The sequence below is a fragment of the Flavobacterium stagni genome (genome assembly GCF_004122105.1).
Lineage (GTDB): Bacteria > Bacteroidota > Bacteroidia > Flavobacteriales > Flavobacteriaceae > Flavobacterium > Flavobacterium stagni.
The window spans coordinates 266,640-284,075 of record NZ_SBKN01000005.1 but is presented as its reverse complement, the minus strand read 5'-3'; the positions used below and the strand labels follow the sequence as shown (position 1 = coordinate 284,075).

Here is a 17,436-nt window from a genome sequence, read left to right as displayed (position 1 = left end):
AAAATTGGATTGTACTACTACTTTAGGAATACTGTCTTCGTTTAGTTTTTAATTAATTTTGAATACGAACGGGTTCCATTTTTAGTTACTAACTCAATGGTATACCAACCATTATTCAAATCATCAATTTTGAAACTAGGAAATGATTGATTAAACGTTGATAGTGTTTGAATACATTTTCCTGTTACATCCCAAATGGATATTTTTTCAAGAACTTCATCGGATATATTTTGGATGTAAACGGTTGTTTGGGCAGGGTTTGGATACAATACAAATAACGAATTGTTTACGGATTGTGTACTCATTGGCGCTACAAATTCGGAAAGCCAAGTATTGGTTACAACAGCGGGATTGGAGTCGAAATAGATGGAAGCTGAATTCATTATTTGAGTCCCCGATTGGAATCCGGGCTGTAATTTTGCCTTAAATTGTACATATCCCCGACTCAATATATTACTCACACTTTTTGGAGGAAGTTGGATATTGTCCATTTTCCAAACCAAATGATTTCCAGTTCGTTCTAAAATATAATTGTGAGAAGACGCTACCATTTGAACACTTTCGGGTATAATTCCATTTTCTAAATCATCCTCAATTTGCACCTTTTCTGCATTGGCAGTTCCTTCATTTTGAAAATTGATTTGATAATAAAAATAGTCATCAGTGTTAAAGCTTGTAATCGGAATCAACGGTCCATGTACTTCACTCTTTGTATTGGGATCCCATGATCCAACAATTTGTTCTGTTAGTGAAAATGTATTATTCGATGAATTTATATCATTCGAAGCAGTTGCACTTACTGCTGAACTTATAATTTCATTAATCGAAACAGTTGGTGAGCTTGGGATTGTTAATTTCACATCGATATATATAGTTGAGAAGGCACTAATTTGATAGGGGTAAGTAAAACCGTTGGTTGATGTAGTTACCCCAGGTGTTGGTGACGAAATTGAAGTGATCTGACTCGGTTTTGTATAGGTTAATGTTCCCGAAGTGGGTAACGGACCATTGTTTCTCAAACGAACAAATTGATAATGTTGTGTACCTATGACGGCAGATTTGCCGGGTGTAAGGGTTACCTCTACATCAGAAAAAGGTTGGATATAGGTTATTGGAAAATAAACATACTGTGTGGTAGCACTGATTGTTGTATCATTAACGGAGTATCCATTTCCTTGATAAAATGGTTGTGCATCAGGATAAATCGAATAACTAATGTCATAAGTATTGGTCGGGTTGGAATCATACAAGGTGTAGAATCCTGTAGCTGTATTCACTAAAGTAGTGGTGCCCGAATTATTCATTTGAATCGCAAAATCCCCATGTTTAAAATAAGGCTCTTGATACTCTTGAATGCCATTTCCATTGAAATCTACAAAAGCAATGGCAATAAGTTTCGGCTGGATAGCATTACAAGTCACATTGGCTTCCCAACCACTTGAAACAACCGAACTATCACTGATAAATTGAAAGGTCAAACAACCATCGGGACTCGTTGAAGTAAACGGACCGGGTATCGTTGTACCCCAATAGCCACCGGGCATTGAGCTGTTAAAAAAACCGGGACCGTTATTGCTTGTTATCATAGGAGCCTGTGTGGAATTACCATTGTACACATACATCGTATCAAAATTCACTTCGGTAGAAAATGAAGTAAACGTTACAGTAACACTCTCACTTGTGGCATCAGGACAAATCTTTGTAATGTGATTCGCGTTATTCGCATACCCATTTGAGTTTAACCCAGGATAATCGGTAAAAACTGCACCACAACTGAGGTCTGGATAATGACTTGTAAACGTTGAGCCAATTGACCATAAGGAATAACCACCTGGCGGAAATGGACATAAACTGCGAACATACGGCGTGTAACACGTATTCGGATTTAAGTTGGTAAAGGTATATGAGTTGGTGTTAACCTGAATTCCATTTGTATCGGCTGAAGGAGGTGCGCTGGTACACGGCACATAAAGTACTTCCCACTGGGTAATACCACTCGGTGGCGTCCAGGTAACGGTAACGGAAGTATCTGTGACTTGTGTTGCGGTTACTGCGGTATTGAGGTCGTAACAATTGGGGTCAGGAATGCAATCTACACTTGCATTCCAACCTGAATTTTGCGAGTTGGTAGCGCTGCGAAAACGAAATGTCAAACAACCACTTTGATTGGTCGCTAAGAAAGGTCCTGGCAACTGATTGCCCCAATATCCACCTGCTAAACCTCCTGGGACATTTCCTGGTCCGTTCCCACTCGCAATTAATGGCGAATTGGTATCGGGACCGTTGTAAATATACAAGGCATCAATTTGGGCGGAAACATTAAATTCACTAAACACTATACTCGTGTATTCTCCCGGCATCGACGGACAAACCGTCCAAATCAAATCTTCATTGGCCGAATAGCCGTAATTCACCCCACCGCTGTCGGTAAAAGTCGAACCACAACTGGGCGGACTCGCAGGGTTCATTACACTCAGTGGGTTACTCCACGAACTTACTTCTCCATTGGGACAATGGCTTCGAACAAAAATGGAATAATAGGTGCCCGGTGTGAGGTTGGTAAGTGTATGTTGTATAGAAAATACAGGGGTTCCCGTGGTGCTAGCTGTAGGTAATCCAGTGTTGAAAATGGTATAAAAAACTTCCCATTGTACAACAGTTGCATTTGAATCGGTCCAAGTAAATGTTAGCGTATTTGCATTGAGATTTACTAGGGTTAATTGCGTGGGAGCAGCACAGTTTACATCGCTAGTAGCTGCTTTTGTAGCATGAAATGAAATGAAAATCAAGTAAAGTAAATAAAAGTGTACTATTCTTTTCATGGCTAACACATTTAAAATGAACCCTAAATATAGAAATTTGCTATTAATTAAAATCAGCAAACTAGTAATGGTGTTTTTTAATTGAGAATTTAATTAAAAGCTATTAGCAATAATAAAACCTCCCGTCCAAGCATTTTGAAAGTTGAATCCACCGGTTATGGCGTCAATGTTCAAAATTTCTCCCGCAAAATAAAGGTTGGGCAACAATTTGCTTTCCATCGTTTTGAAATTTACCTCTTTCAAATCAATCCCACCTGCTGTGACAAATTCTTCTTTAAACGTACTCTTACCATTCACCTGAAAATGACCCTCTGTCAATTGTAATTGGAGTTGGTGAAGGTCTTTGTTGGTGAGGTCGGCCCACTTTTGTTCTGAGGAAATACCTGAAGCCAGTACTAATTTTTCCCAAAGTCGGTTGGGGAGTTCAAAAGGCGCTTTTTTGGCCACCGTTTTCTTGGCTTGTTCGGTGCGAACCGATTTTAAAAAGTCCGCACAACTTTCGGCATCATAATCGGGAAGCCAATTCACTTGCAACGTAAATTGGTAGTTTTTTTCAGCCAAAATACGGGCGCCCCATGCGGAAAGGCGTAATATTCCCGGACCGCTCATGCCCCAATGGGTAATTAGTAAAGGACCCGAGGCACTGAGTTTGGTGCCTTTGACGCGAACATCTGCCAAACTGGACAGTCCCATCAAATCTTTAATGCGGGGGTCTTTGATATTAAAGGTAAATAAAGAAGGAACGGCCGGAACGATAGTGTGTCCCAATGCGGTCATCATATCCCAAATTTTTGGATTACTTCCAGTTGTTACAACAATACGTTCAGCTTTAAATTGCTGGTTTTGTGTTTCTACTTTCCAATAATTTTCAGCTTGATATAACGATTGTACACTTTGTTGAGTCAGAATGTCAATGCCTAATTTTTGGGTAGCTTTTAAAAAACAATCAATGATGGTTTCCGAAGAATCAGAAGTTGGAAACATCCTGCCGTCTTCCTCAATTTTTAATTCAACTCCATGTTTTTCAAACCATTCAATAGTATCGCCAGAACAAAATTGATTGAAAGGACCTAATAATTCTTTTTCGCCACGGGGATAATTTTTTACCAAATCACTAGGAACAAAACACGCATGGGTAACATTGCAACGGCCGCCACCAGAAATACGAACTTTGGATAAAACTTCCTTGCCGCGTTCCAAAATGGCCACTTTGAGATGGGGATGTTTTTCAACTAAATTAATAGCCGTAAAAAAACCAGCCGCACCACCTCCAATTACAAGTACATCATAATGTTTCATAGTCGATCGGGGAAATCCGAAATAATACCATCCACTTGCCACGATTTTAATCGTTCGATATCTTCAAGTGCATTAACGGTCCAAGGATAAATCTTAAACCCTTTTTGTTGGATGGATTTCACCGTTTCAAAAGTAAGTAATTTATAATCGGGATGTAAACTGTAGGCATGAATGTTTTGGGCAAATACTATCGGATCTTTTTGCAAATCTTCATACAAAACACCTAAAGGAAATCCAAGATTCATAGCTGCAATTTCAGCCAGTATATCCCAATCAAAAGAAGATAATAGAAAGTCGGAACCCGAATTTTTTCCTTCGCTGATTCGTTGGTTCAAAAGGGAAAGTGTGGGCATCATCGCCTCTTTGGATTTGAACTCGATATTGATGATCACCCGACGTCGGACCAATTCGATGACCTCCAATAATGTTGGAATCCCCAATGTTTTCAGTTCGGCACTCGTTTTGGTTTGTACCAATCCATGACTGTTTGTAGTGCGGTCTAGGGTGGCATCATGAATGACCATTACGGTGCCATCAGCGCTACAATTCACATCCAATTCAAGGGCATCAACTCCTAGGTCTAAAGCTTTTTGAAAGGAGGCTATCGAATTTTCTGCTGCATACCCACAAGCGCCACGATGTCCTATTTTCCACATTATTTTACCAGGGCGTTGGTTCGACGAAACGCTTCTTCATCTTTGTAATCCAACCACGCTTGTCCTTTGCGTTTACGCATCCAGTTGTCATAATTTCTTCGAATGAAAACATTGGTAAAGGCTTCGGCTATATTGGCCGGTTTATGGGCTAATGAACGCAAACTGAGCGAAAACCCCGGCGTTAAATATTTCATATAATGCCACCAACCTTCGGGCATGTACAACATTTCTCCGTGTTTTAGGTTGGTGATATAAGGTTTAACTTGTTGTAAAGCGGGAAATTTTTCAAAGTCGGGTTGGTCAAAATCGATATCCTCATTACAAATCCAAGAATAGGGAAGGCGGTACATGTATTTCGTTTCTTTGGGATCCACCAATACACATTGTTTTTCACCGTGAAAATGGAAATGAAAAATGTTGGCCAAATCGATATCATAATGCATAAACACTTTCGAATCTTCGCCACCAAAAAACACTAAAGGGAATCCTTTGAATAAGCGTACCCCAAAGTCGGGCCACTTGATGTCGGCTTTCATCGCTGGGGCATCTTTAAATAAATTGTAGAGAAAAATGCGCAAGTCCGTCGGACCCTTTTCCATGATGTCCAAATATTCATTCATGGTCATGGTAAAATCGGGTTCGTTTACCTTTTTGGTATGATCTGTTTTTCTACTATCATACAAAGGAACCATTGTATGCCCAGCTTGTTCGCGAATATAGGCTAAATCCCACTTGTGAAACGCGGGCCAATCTTCGATTTGATTGGTAACGACAACAGGTTTCTGTTTGGCGTAATAGTTTTTTAAAAAGTCTTCTTTGGTTAATTTTTCGACACGTTCAATTTCGATATACTCAAATCCCATACACAACCTGTTTGAAAATTAAGACAAAGTTAGAGAAATGTAAAGCCGAAAATCTTAACAAAATGTGAATGTTTACTACAAAAAAAACCGACACGAGGTCGGTTTCAATTTATTTTTTTTCTAAAAGGACAATCAAGTAATCGGTGTTGAGGCTAACTTTCCCTTTCATTACCGTGGCTGTTTTCCCAGAATAAGCATCGCGCAAAATAGTACCTTCTGGAAATGTTTGACCTGTTTCAATGGTTTTTTCACCAGTGAGAACATCTAATGCAATAACGACAGCATCCGAGTTTGCCCCATTTTGATAAATGCGACTGAAAGTGTAGGGAGTGGCTGCTATTTGTTGGTGAACCCCAGCCCCAACCGCCGGATGATTTTTTCGGAAGTTGCCTAATTTTTGCCAATGCTCCAATACGGCTTGTCGGTAAGTGCTGTTTTTCAGTTCGTTCCAATTCATCATCGAGCGCAACGTGGCATCGCCTTGTGTGCCCGGAATGTCCAAAGATCGAGCCGTTTCATCCCCGTAATAGACTTGTGAAATACCTGGAGCTAACAAAAGTTTTGTCCCACTTTCAAAAGCCTTTTCTCTTTTTTTGTCAAATGGCCATCCGTCGTCGTGCGAAGAGACATAGTTCATGACGGTATGTCCTTTCAAATCATTTTGTAAAATGGTGTTGTATTTTGAAAATAACGGTTCGTAGGTCATTTTGGCTTCATTTCTAAAATCAAAATTGATCAAACCTGTAAAGCCATTTTCAAAATAGTTCACCTTTTTATCGCCATAATCGTAAAATTGTTTGCCACCAATGTAATAGCCATATACTTCACCAACCGTGAAAAATGGATTATTATCCAAAACTTTTTTCGGGTTGTTTTTTTTGTAAGTAGCAAAAGCCTGATCGCAAACTTGTTTAAAATCAGCCCAAACATCTTCGGTGGTGTGTTTGGCCGTATCCACGCGGTAACCATCAATTCCAAAATCGGTGATGTAATCGGCGAGCCATTTCATAATGTAATACCGTGGCGCTCGGGGATAACCGGTTTGTTTGAAAAAAGCATCCAACTCTTTAATTTCTTGTTCATAGCGACCTTCCTTTTTCCATTTTTCGACTAGAAAAGGAGGTAATTCCACATTCGCTTTGCTTTCTGTTTTTACGTCCGGAAGATTTTCAACTAATGTACAATTGATGTTGGTGTCGTACGAATTGTACTGACATTTCGGACTTGTGCGCACCCAATCGCTAGGGTACACCGAGTCTTCCGCGGTTACAGGTCCGGTGTGGTTAATCACCGCATCCAACATGATGCGAATGCCGCGTGCATGGGCTTTGGCAACCAATTCTGCCAAATCGTTACGGGTGCCAAAGTTGGGGTCTAAAGCCGTCCAATCTCGTGTCCAATACCCATGAAATCCGTAGGTGTATCCCGTACCTTCATCTACACCACTATGAATTTGCTCCACAATGGGGGTCATCCAAATAACGGTAATCCCCAGTTTGGTGAAATAGCCTTCGTCCAGTTTTTGAATGATACCACGAATGTCGCCGCCTTCAAAGCCGCGTAATTTTCCGGTGGGTTGGTTGCGATTGAATTGATGATCGTTTTTAGGATCGCCATTTTTGAATCGGTCGGTAACAATGAAATAGACGTTGGCGTTTTCCCATACAAAAGGAGTTTTTGTTGGCGCTATTTTGGTTTTAGTTTTGTTTTGGGCGAATGTGAGTCCGCTCAACAACAACAAGGCAAAGGGAATAAGTATTTTTTTCATAGGGATTAGTTGATCACAATTGACGTTTTTTCTTGATTGTGGGTATAGCTAATGGTTATTTTTTTCGATTTTGCGTTCCATACAAAGGGAATTTTCTGTCCGTTTTGTACAACCGCTTTAGGCGAAATGGAACAATTGTGTAAAGTTATAGTTCCTTTTTTCTCAGCGGGTGTTCCAGTGGTTTTTTGTTCCAAAGAAAGGCTGATTTTTTTCAGACTCACGTCTAAAGTAGCCACAAGCAATTCATGATTGCCTTCTTCGGATTGTGCGTTAGGCGTTGTTCCGTTGTCAAAATAAAAGATTCGTTGCGAACGCCCCACACCATCAAGATAAGCCAATACATCCAATTGACTGTTTTGGTAGGCGGCCGTGTTTTGAACCAACTGAGTCATAGGAATGAGCGTATTGGCACGAACAAATGTCGGAATATGATCTTCCACAACCGAAACCGTTGCTTTTTTACCGCCGCTGTATTTTTTATGGGTATAAAAATCAAACCAATTGGCGGTATTCGGGAAATACACTTCGGTTGAGGTGATTCCGGGATTGACAATGGGTTTGATTAAGAAGTCGGCACCCCATAAGTACGTGTCAGCAACTGTTTGTAAAGCTTCATTTTTGGGTTCTTCAAAAAACAAAGGTCGCATTAGCGGAATTCCGGTACTGCTATTTTGATAAGCCAATGTGTAATTGTAAGGCAATAATTGGTAGCGCAATTCCACACTTTTTTTCGCTTTAGCTTTGGTAACAATGTCTTTTCGTGCCACTTCAGAAGCGACATCTTCTTGGGCATGTGGACGGAAAATGGGATTGAAAACGCCGTACTGTAGCCAACGTAAATACAGCTCATTGTCGAAATAATCGCCAGCAAATCCGCCCAAGTCACTGTGCATATAGCCCATGCCTTGCATACCCATTTGGAGTGCAATTTCCATCTGACTTTGCAATCCGCCCCATGACCGACTCACATCGCCGCTCCAAGGAATCATGCCAAAGCGCTGTGAACCCGAGTAGCCTGCGCGCATCAAGATAAAGGGACGTTGGGCAGGAAAATCATTGCGGTAGCCTTCGGTGATTAATTTCGCCCAATTGTGACCGTAAATGTTGTGGACTTCATCAGCTTTTCCACCAGCCGTGATTACTTTGGAAGGAAACACTTCGGGTTCGCCTAAATCGCCCCAAATACCACCTGCTCCTTGGTTGATCAATCGTTTGTAGATGTTCCAAAACCAAGTTCTGGCTTCGGGTTTGAATACATCGACAATCCCAGTGTTGCCAAAATAGAAATCCCATGTGGCGGGTGTACCGTCTTTGAAAGTAGCGAGCACTTTTTGATCTGCGGCTTCTTTCCATTTGGAAGAAGTTGTAAGAATAAACGGCTCAGTGATTAAAACTGTTTTTACCCCTTTGGCACTTAAGTTGGCCATCATTTTTTCAGGATTTGGAAAATTGTCTTTGTCCCAATCGAGGTTGCCCATAGTGCCTTGTACGGTTTTTCCAAACCAATACAAATCGAGAATGATTGCGTCTACAGGGATTTTATCGTTTTCAAATTTTTGAATCGTTTTTTCCACTTCTTCTTGCGAATGGTAGCCAAAACGCGATGCAAAATTCCCGAAAACCCAACGCGGTGGTAGGGGTTGGCGTCCGGTGAGTTCGGTGTAGTTGCGAATCAATTCGGGCCATGAAGCTCCCACAATTACTTGATAGGTTTTACGTCCAGAAATAGTTTCGTATTGTAAAGTGTTGTTTTTTTGACTGTCCAAATCCAAATGACCGATGGCAGGATTGTCAAAATGAACCAAGTATTGTTTGGAAGAAATCACAATCGGCATGCAGAAATTCATCAATTCGGCACGGGTTTCATAGCCGTAATGGGCGCGATTGTAGAGTGCCAATCGATTGCCACGACGGTTCATGCCTAAAGCGCGTGCTCCACCTCCGTATAATTTTTCTTCTTGGGTTAAATTGAAATCCAAGACTTCTGTAGAATCTTTTTTAATATAGCCCAAACGTTCGGTAAACAGTACTTGTCGATTGGCATTGGTATACCGAATTTGAAACGGTTGTTTGGTAATCACCACGTTAATTTTTGGCGTATTTACTTGGATTTCATTGCCGTTTTCCAAGGCTTTGTACTGCGCAATATGTTTATTTAGCAGCGCAGCATGGGAAACCGGATTAAACGTTTCGCCTTTGGGAATAAAGGAAGTTTCTACCGTATGGTCCGCGAGAACTTTGATCCAATAATAACCATCGGATACCGCGATTTCGATACCGTCTTCTTTGGACTGCAGGTGAACAAAGGTTCGGTTGGGATTTTGCGCACCCAATTGTAAAGCGAGAAATAGAAAAAAAAGTGTCTTTTTCATAGTACGTTTTTTAGCCCCGACCTGCCTCAAACGGCAGGCAAGTAGCGCGGGAATTAGCTCCTTCTTATTTTAATTCTAAAATAGATCCGGATAGCGGTTCGAGGGTTAACGATTGATTTAAGGGAATACTTTTCAGGGTGAGAACATCGGTTCCCGTAGTGTATTTCTTTAAATTTTCTTGGAAGCGATCCATAGAAAGAGTTTGTTTTTCGTTGCTGTTATTGATGATAACCATCACACTTTCTTGATCGTTGTGACGAAAATAGACATAGACATTGTTTTCAGGAATGTAGTGGGTGGTTTTGCCCGTATGAATCACGTTTTTGTCTTTGCGCCAATTGAAAAGCTGGGCGGTCAGGTCAAAGTATTTTTGTTGATTGGGTGTGCGACCCGCTTTGGTGAAGGCATTTTGCGAATCACCCGGCCATCCTCCGGGGAAGTCGCGACGAATATCGCCATCACCTTGTCCTTTGTCACCTGCCATCCCGATTTCGGAACCGTAATAAAGCTGTGGTATACCGCGCAGCGTCGCCAGAAGCATCATGGTGAGGCGGTATTTCTCAAATTCGGGATAGAATTGATTGAGACGATTGGTATCGTGGTTTTCGGCAAAAATTAAAATATTATTGATGTTTGGATAAAGGAAATCGCTGGAAAGGCTGTTGTAAATGCGCACCATGCCTTTGTTCCATTCGCCTTTATTTTCGTTGAGCACTCCTTCGGCGAGAATACCTTGAAGCATAAAATCCATTACAGATGGCAAGTGGGTATTGTAGTTTTGAATGGCCGCGATTTTACTGTCTTTTTGCCAATAAGCAATTTGTGCACTGCTGTACAACCACGCTTCTCCCACGATATTAAAGTGCGGATATTCTTCCATAATGGCTTGGGTCCATGCCGCGATGCCTTTTTTATCAGCATACGAATAGGTATCCACACGGAAGCCATCAAGGTCGGCATATTCAATCCACCAAATAGCGTTTTGGATGAGGTAGTTGAGCACTAGGGGATTGGTTTGATTCAAGTCGGGCATCGATTTTACAAACCAACCGTCCATGCAGTTTTTGGTATCAATTGCCGAAGCATTGGTGTCAAATTGGGTAGTCATGCGGTAGTTGGTTTGTTTGAAACCTGGGAATTGGTTGATCCAATCGTAAGTAGGTAGGTCATCCATCATCCAATGTTTGTAACCCCAGTGGTTGGTCACATAATCTTTGATGAGTTTCATGCCGCGTTTGTGCAATTCAGCACTCAATTTCAAATATTCTTCATTGGTTCCAAAGCGCTCATCGATTTTGTATACATCGGATTGGCCGTAAGTGTGGTAGGAACCGCGTTCGTCGTTGTCTTCGCAAAGTGGCGTGGGCCATACGGCAGTGGCTCCGAGTTCTTTGATATAGTCCAAATGTTGGATCATACCTTCAATATCGCCTCCATGACGGCCGTCTTTGTTGGCGCGGTCGGCTTTTTCTATAAGGTTGGGTGAAGAATCATTTTTAGGGTTGCCATTCGCGAATCGATCGGACATGATCAGGTAAACCATATCGGAGCTATCAAAACCTTTGCGCAATGCGGAATCCTTTTTACGGGCTTTGAGGGTATAGTTTTGGGTAAATGATTTTTTGCCGTTTTTGAAAGTGAAAACGAAGGTTCCGGGAGCTACATTTTTGGTGTCGATAGTCACAAAAAGGTAATTCGGATTTTCGGTTTTTTGTACGTTTTTGATGATGAGGTTGGTTGCACTCACTTCATTTTGAGCGATGTTTTTGCCATAGAACATAATTTGCACATCAGCATGGTTCATGTCGCTGTACCAAAATGGGGGTTCGATGCGGGTGATTTGCGCGATGCTCTGTACCCAAGTAAATAAGCATAGTAATAGTAGGCAAAATCTTTTTCTAGCTTGATGATTTGAAATGAAATGTGGTGCCATGTGTTTTCTTTTTTGTATAAAAAATAAGAAGTCGCAAAGCAGGTAAACTTTGCGACTTTTTGTTTTAGAGTGCTTTATTATACGGTCACTAAACCATTGGGTTCCACGAGTATTTCTTTTCCAAAGACATACACGCGAATGGGTTCGTTTCCTTCTAATGCGAATTGGGTTTCGTTTTGACCAATGCTCACTTTCAAAATTTGATTTCTGAAATTGATTTTGAACGAATAGGCTTCCCATTGTGCCGGGATACGCGGTTCAAAATGTAAGGCGTTGTCGCGCACACGCATACCGCCAAATCCTTCTACAATACTCATCCAAGTTCCAGCCATGGAAGTAATGTGTAACCCTTCTTCCACTTCTTTGTTGTAATCGTCTAAGTCCAAACGTGAAGTGCGCAAGTAGAACGTATAGGCTTGTTCCATACGACCTAAAACAGCGGCTTGAATGGAGTGAACGCAAGGAGAGAGCGAACTTTCATGAACAGTAAACGGTTCGTAGAAATCAAAATGTTTCGCCAAATCTTCTTTTGAGAAATGATCCTCAAAGAAATAAAAACCTTGAAGGGTATCAGCTTGTTTGATATAAGGCGAACGCAAGATACGGTCCCAAGACCATTTCTGGTTGATAGGGCGCTGACTCTTGTCGAGGTCGGCTACGGTGATGAGTTCTTTGTCTAAGAAACCATCTTGTTGTAAATACACCCCGTGTTCTTCAGAATACGGGAAGTACATGTTGTCGGCTACTTTTTGCATGGCAGCACGTTCTTCGTCACCCAATTGAACTTTGGCCATGATACGGCTGTAGTCTGCAGGGTATTCCGCTTTTACACGGTCGGTTTGTTCCAAGGCATAGTCAATACACCATTTGGCAATGTAGTTGGTATACCAGTTATTGTTAACGTTGTTTTCATATTCATTCGGACCTGTAACTCCCAAAATCACGTATTGGTTGCGGTAGGTAGAGAAGGTCGCACGTTGGTGCCAGAAGCGGGCGATGCCTAAAAGCACTTCCAATCCTTTTTCAGGAATGTAACTGTAGTCGCCGGTAAAACGGTAATAGTTGAAAATGGCGAAAGCAATGGCACCGTTACGGTGAATTTCTTCAAACGTAATCTCCCACTCGTTGTGGCATTCTTCTCCGTTCATGGTTACCATAGGGTAGAGGGCAGCTCCGTTTTTGAAACCCAATTTACCTGCATTTTCGATGGCACGGTCGAGTTGGTTATAACGGTAGGCTAATAAATTACGCGCCACTTGTTGGTCTTTGGTCGCCATATAAAAAGGAATACAATAAGCTTCGGTATCCCAGTAGGTCGAACCTCCATATTTTTCACCGGTAAATCCTTTAGGTCCGATATTCAAACGCGAATCTTTACCCAGATAGGTTTGATTCAATTGGAAAATGTTGAAGCGAATCCCTTGTTGGGCTTTCACGTCACCCTCGATGGTGATATCACTCATTTCCCAAATGCGCGCCCAAGCTTCTTTTTGCTTGGTTTCGTAGGCTTCAAATCCTAGTGCTAATGCTTGATCAATTACTTGTTCAGCCGCTTGTTGGGTATTTTCATGATTCATGGAAACGGTATACCCGCCAATTTTTTGGATGGCAGCCGTTTGGCCTTGCGGACAAGAAATGGCATACGAAAAGGCCACATGATCTTCTGAATTTGAAGCTTGAGGAGTTATTGTTTGTGGAGAACCGCCTAACACAATTGTATTGTGCATGAAGGTTGTTGCTGTAAAATGCGTTTTGAATGTACGTGCAGTTACAAATCCGCGGTTGTCGGTATGTTGAGCCTGTAAGGGTTCCCAGAACTTTTCTTCCCAGTTAGCATCTTCATTGTGAACGCCCGCATCCAAATAAGGTTTGAAAACGATAGCGGCGTCTTTGTTCAAAGGCTTGATTTGGTAATTGATGAATCCGGCTTCATCCAAATCAAGGGAAAGGAATCGACGAACATTGACTTCGATTTCCGTTCCGTTTTGGAGCACAGCTGAAAATGAGCGTGTATAGATTCCTTCTTTCATGTTAAGTTCACGACGGAAATCGGAAACTTGGGTACATTTTGCTAAGTCAAGCTCTTCCCCATTAATTTCGATGTTGATACCGATCCAATTGGGTGCATTTAACACTTTTGCAAAATATTCGGGATAACCGTTTTTCCACCAACCCACTTTGGTTTTATCGGGATAATAGACTCCGGCAATATAACTTCCTTGAAAGGTATTTCCAGAATACTGTTCTTCAAAATTGGCACGCTGCCCCATGGCACCGTTACCGATACTAAACAAACTTTCGGAAGATTTTACTCGTTCGGCATCAAATCCTTCTTCAATAATACACCAGTTGTCTGGTTGAATATAATCCTGATTCATTGTATTGGTTTTTATGTAAGGTTTGGGAAACCTTGCTAGGGTATTTAATTACTAATTCAAGAGCGAATCAATAAATGACGGCTCTATAAAGGTGAAATCGTTAAAGTTGAATTGGGCTTCATGCAAGATTTTAGCATCGCCAATACCAATACTGGTCATGTGCGCAATGTTAGCAGCTTGAATTCCGGCCACACTGTCTTCAAAAACGATAGCGTTTTCGTTGGTTGCACCCAATAATTGCGCAGCACGAACGAAAACTTCGGGATCGGGTTTGGCGTTAGACACGTCATTACCGTCGACAATAGCATCGAATAAATGCATAATGTTCACTTTTTCCAAAATGGGTCGGGCATTTTTACTGGCCGAACCCAAGGCAATCCATTGTCCTTTTGCTTTGATGTATTCCAAAATTGGAAGTACACCGGGTAGGATTTCGCTGGCATCCATATTTTCGATGTAAGCTAGGTAATCCTGATTTTTTTGGTAGAGCCATTGCTCTTTTTCTGCATCAGTAGCGGTAACATTACCGAGGGCAAGAATAATTTCGAGCGAACGCACACGACTCACTCCTTTGAGTTCCTCGTTGTGTTCGGGGGTAAATTCGATTCCGAGTTCTTGTGCGAGTTTTTGCCACGCGAGAAAATGGTATTTCGCGGTATCTACAATCACGCCATCAAGATCGAAAATGAAGGCTTTTTTTGACATAATTTTAATTTACGGTGTCGTCGACATCATTTACTTTAGAGACTAATAATGCGGCGATAATGAAACTTACCCCACTGGTAACAATGGCAAAAATGGCATGTTCTCCGTAAAGATACTTCACAATAGGTCCGCCAATTAATGCATTTACAATTTGTGGGATTACGATAAAGAAATTGAAAATCCCCATATACACGCCCATTTTTTTGGGTTGGATAGAACCGGCAAGGATGGCGTAAGGCATAGCTAGAATACTAGCCCAAGCGATCCCGACCAAAATCATGGAGAGAATAAGCATTTCTTTACTGTGGATAAAATACATAGAAATCAATCCGATACCGCCAATGAAAAGAGATACGGCATGGGTTTTTTTACGTCCATATTTTTTGGCAATGGCGGGTAATGCAAAAGCAAAAAACATGGAAACAAGATTGTATACTCCGAAGATGATACCGACCCAATTTCCGGCCTCTTGAAACATAGGATTTTTGGTGTCCGATGGGTCAAGACCATACACGTGTTCGGCAATGGCTGGCGTTGTAAAAACCCACATACCAAATAATCCAAACCAGGAAAAAAATTGCACCCAACTCAGTTGGCGCATGGTTTGGGGCATTTTTGCGAAATCGGTGAAGATATCTTTTAGTGAAGATTCTTGTTGATCGCCAATCGCTTCTTGGTGTGCTTTTTCATCATCAAATTGCGCCAATTCTTCTGGAGAATATTCTTTCGTTGAAATAAGTGTGACCAAAATGGATCCCACTAAAATAACAGCACCGGTAATAAAGGAAATGATTAAACTTGTGGGAACACCACTAGCTGAAACAGAATTTATATCAAACCAATTGGTAAGTACCCAAGGTAACCACGATCCGATCACAGCACCTAATCCAATAAGAGCCGTTTGAACGCTAAATCCTAAAGTGCGTTGGTTGGTATGCAAACAATCTCCCACTAAGGCTCGGAAAGGTTCCATAGCAATGTTAAAGGATGCATCCATAATCATCAGCATTCCTGCACCTACCCAAAGAGCAGGTAAGAAAGCGATAAAAATATCTGCTTGCGGCATGAGTACTAATCCGATGGAAGCAAGAAGTGCGCCTGCTAAGAAGAAAGGTTTGCGTCGACCAAAACGTCCCCATGTTTTATCACTAAAATGACCAATTATGGGTTGGACAATAAGTCCCATCATGGGAGCAATTATCCAAAACCATGACAGTTCATGGACATCGGCACCAAAGGTTTGTAAAATTCGGCTAGCATTGGCATTTTGCAAAGCAAAACCCATCTGAATTCCCAAGAAACCGAAACTCATGTTCCAGATTTCCCAGAAACTTAACGTACGCTTTTCCATTATCGTATAACGTATTGATTACTATTACGATAAGCGGTTGAAGGCTTATCAAAACTTACTTTATTTTCGAAGTACAAGCCAAGCTTTGATGTTGTAAATATAGTAAAGTTTTGAAAATCGTAATTTTAAGCCTTCATTTTTTAAGAAAAATCGGTTACGAAAACGTTGTTTGTTGATAAAAAAGCAATTTTTAGTGGGTCGACTCGCGTTCAACTAATTCCGTTTCGATGACTTCCGTTTTATAATGTTCTTCGATTTCCATTTCCTCATTTTCGAGGCGTTCGATGAGCATTTTTGCAGCTTTTTCACCCATTTTCACCCCGTTCTGACTCACGGTCGAAATGCTTGGTGTTGAATATTTTGAAATAATGCCGTCGGTGAAACCGATAATCGAAATGTCAGTTGGAATTTGAAGGCCTAATTTGCCAGCAATTTTGATAGCAGTAACGGCAAAAATTTCGTTTACAGCAAAAATAGCTTCCGGTTTTTGATCCCGAAGTAAGGTTTCTATTTGGGCATCAAAGTTGTCGGTGTCTTCAATTTTTAAAATTAAATTGGGGTCGACTTTCAAGTCGTGATCCATCATAGCTTTGGTGTAGCCATCGGTGCGTAATTTACCTACACTTACATAATCAACAGTAGTAATTAGCGCAATTTTTTTATAGCCTTTATTAATGAAAAAACGGGTGGCGTTGTAAGCCGCCAAGTTGTCGTCTATAATTACTTTATCGCATAAAATGTCATTCGTTACACGGTCAAACATCACTACGGGCATCCCTTGATTGATGACTTCTGTGATGTGGTGAAAGTCACGTTTTTGTTGGGTTTCTTTGGATAAAGACATAATGAAGCCGTCGATACTTCCGCCAGCCAACATTTCCATATTGATGACTTCTTTATCAAACGATTCGTCGGATAAGCAGACCAATACATTGTAGCCATTTTCGTTAGCTACATGTTCGACCCCACTAATAACCGTGGCAAAAAAGTGATGTATAATTTCAGGAATAATGATGCAAATCGTTTTGGTCTTTTTGTTTTTTAAACTCAGTGCAATATTGTTGGGTTTGTAGTTGTAAAGCTTAGCAAATGCTTGCACTTTTTGACGGGTATCTTCACTAATTTCAGGACTGTCTCGTAGCGATTTTGAAACGGTTGAAATGGATACATCTAATTCTTTTGCAATTTGCTTGAGCGTTACTTTTCTTTTCATGCGAATTTTTCGGTTATGTTTATTTGTCAATAAAGGTAGAGGTATTTTTTTAACCTGTCAATTTTCTTCCTAATTT

11 protein-coding genes are annotated in these 17,436 nt (G+C 41.1%); all 11 read right to left on the bottom strand.

Features of this window, described 5'->3' with window-relative positions; genetic code table 11:
• Positions 1–41 precede the first annotated feature (41 nt).
• The 11 genes from EQG61_RS09925 to EQG61_RS09875 all read right to left on the bottom strand — a co-directional run bounded on the left by EQG61_RS09925 (position 42) and on the right by EQG61_RS09875 (position 17,360).
• Positions 42–2,822: a DUF7619 domain-containing protein gene (locus EQG61_RS09925; protein ID WP_129461763.1), complete on the bottom strand. Its 2,781-nt coding sequence runs from the start codon at positions 2,820–2,822 to the stop codon at positions 42–44.
• Between the two features lie 93 nt (positions 2,823–2,915).
• Complete coding sequence (locus EQG61_RS09920) at positions 2,916–4,121, bottom strand: BaiN/RdsA family NAD(P)/FAD-dependent oxidoreductase (RefSeq protein WP_129461762.1); 1,206 nt, start codon at positions 4,119–4,121, stop codon at positions 2,916–2,918.
• Complete coding sequence (locus EQG61_RS09915; RefSeq protein WP_129461761.1) at positions 4,118–4,777, bottom strand: glycerophosphodiester phosphodiesterase; 660 nt, start codon at positions 4,775–4,777, stop codon at positions 4,118–4,120. Before EQG61_RS09915 ends, EQG61_RS09920 begins: the two co-directional genes overlap by 4 nt.
• Positions 4,777–5,640, bottom strand: a complete 864-nt coding sequence (locus tag EQG61_RS09910; protein ID WP_129461760.1) for a cupin-like domain-containing protein — start codon at positions 5,638–5,640, stop codon at positions 4,777–4,779. The genes EQG61_RS09915 and EQG61_RS09910 overlap by 1 nt, the downstream gene beginning before the upstream one ends.
• Before the next feature lie 109 nt (positions 5,641–5,749).
• Complete coding sequence (locus EQG61_RS09905; RefSeq protein WP_129461759.1) at positions 5,750–7,408, bottom strand: alpha-amylase family glycosyl hydrolase; 1,659 nt, start codon at positions 7,406–7,408, stop codon at positions 5,750–5,752.
• Positions 7,409–7,413: 5 nt separating this feature from the next.
• Positions 7,414–9,780, bottom strand: coding sequence for a glycoside hydrolase family 31 protein (locus EQG61_RS09900; RefSeq protein ID WP_129461758.1), 2,367 nt, complete (start codon positions 9,778–9,780; stop codon positions 7,414–7,416).
• A gap of 64 nt (positions 9,781–9,844) precedes the next feature.
• Positions 9,845–11,713, bottom strand: a complete 1,869-nt coding sequence (locus tag EQG61_RS09895) for a glycoside hydrolase family 13 protein (RefSeq protein ID WP_129461757.1) — start codon at positions 11,711–11,713, stop codon at positions 9,845–9,847.
• Positions 11,714–11,790: 77 nt separating this feature from the next.
• Complete coding sequence (locus tag EQG61_RS09890) at positions 11,791–14,091, bottom strand: glycoside hydrolase family 65 protein (protein ID WP_129461756.1); 2,301 nt, start codon at positions 14,089–14,091, stop codon at positions 11,791–11,793.
• Positions 14,092–14,142: 51 nt separating this feature from the next.
• Positions 14,143–14,796 (bottom strand): beta-phosphoglucomutase, encoded by a 654-nt coding sequence (pgmB, locus tag EQG61_RS09885; RefSeq protein ID WP_129461755.1) that lies wholly within the window; start codon positions 14,794–14,796, stop codon positions 14,143–14,145.
• 4 nt (positions 14,797–14,800) lie between these two features.
• Positions 14,801–16,147, bottom strand: coding sequence for an MFS transporter (locus tag EQG61_RS09880; protein WP_129461754.1), 1,347 nt, complete (start codon positions 16,145–16,147; stop codon positions 14,801–14,803).
• 190 nt (positions 16,148–16,337) lie between these two features.
• Entirely contained in the window at positions 16,338–17,360 is a 1,023-nt protein-coding gene (locus EQG61_RS09875) for a LacI family DNA-binding transcriptional regulator (RefSeq protein ID WP_129461753.1), read from the bottom strand.
• Between the last annotated feature and the right edge of the window lie 76 nt (positions 17,361–17,436).

Bases quoted from the DNA above. Each gene is read 5' to 3' on its own strand.
- EQG61_RS09925 (WP_129461763.1), bottom strand. From the start codon at position 2,822: ATGAAAAGAATAGTACACTTTTATTTACTTTACTTGATTTTCATTTCA.
- EQG61_RS09920 (WP_129461762.1), bottom strand. From the start codon at position 4,121: ATGAAACATTATGATGTACTTGTAATTGGAGGTGGTGCGGCTGGTTTT.
- EQG61_RS09915 (WP_129461761.1), bottom strand. From the start codon at position 4,777: ATGTGGAAAATAGGACATCGTGGCGCTTGTGGGTATGCAGCAGAAAAT.
- EQG61_RS09910 (WP_129461760.1), bottom strand. From the start codon at position 5,640: ATGGGATTTGAGTATATCGAAATTGAACGTGTCGAAAAATTAACCAAA.
- EQG61_RS09905 (WP_129461759.1), bottom strand. From the start codon at position 7,408: ATGAAAAAAATACTTATTCCCTTTGCCTTGTTGTTGTTGAGCGGACTC.
- EQG61_RS09900 (WP_129461758.1), bottom strand. From the start codon at position 9,780: ATGAAAAAGACACTTTTTTTTCTATTTCTCGCTTTACAATTGGGTGCG.
- EQG61_RS09895 (WP_129461757.1), bottom strand. From the start codon at position 11,713: ATGGCACCACATTTCATTTCAAATCATCAAGCTAGAAAAAGATTTTGC.
- EQG61_RS09890 (WP_129461756.1), bottom strand. From the start codon at position 14,091: ATGAATCAGGATTATATTCAACCAGACAACTGGTGTATTATTGAAGAA.
- pgmB (WP_129461755.1), bottom strand. From the start codon at position 14,796: ATGTCAAAAAAAGCCTTCATTTTCGATCTTGATGGCGTGATTGTAGAT.
- EQG61_RS09880 (WP_129461754.1), bottom strand. From the start codon at position 16,147: ATGGAAAAGCGTACGTTAAGTTTCTGGGAAATCTGGAACATGAGTTTC.
- EQG61_RS09875 (WP_129461753.1), bottom strand. From the start codon at position 17,360: ATGAAAAGAAAAGTAACGCTCAAGCAAATTGCAAAAGAATTAGATGTA.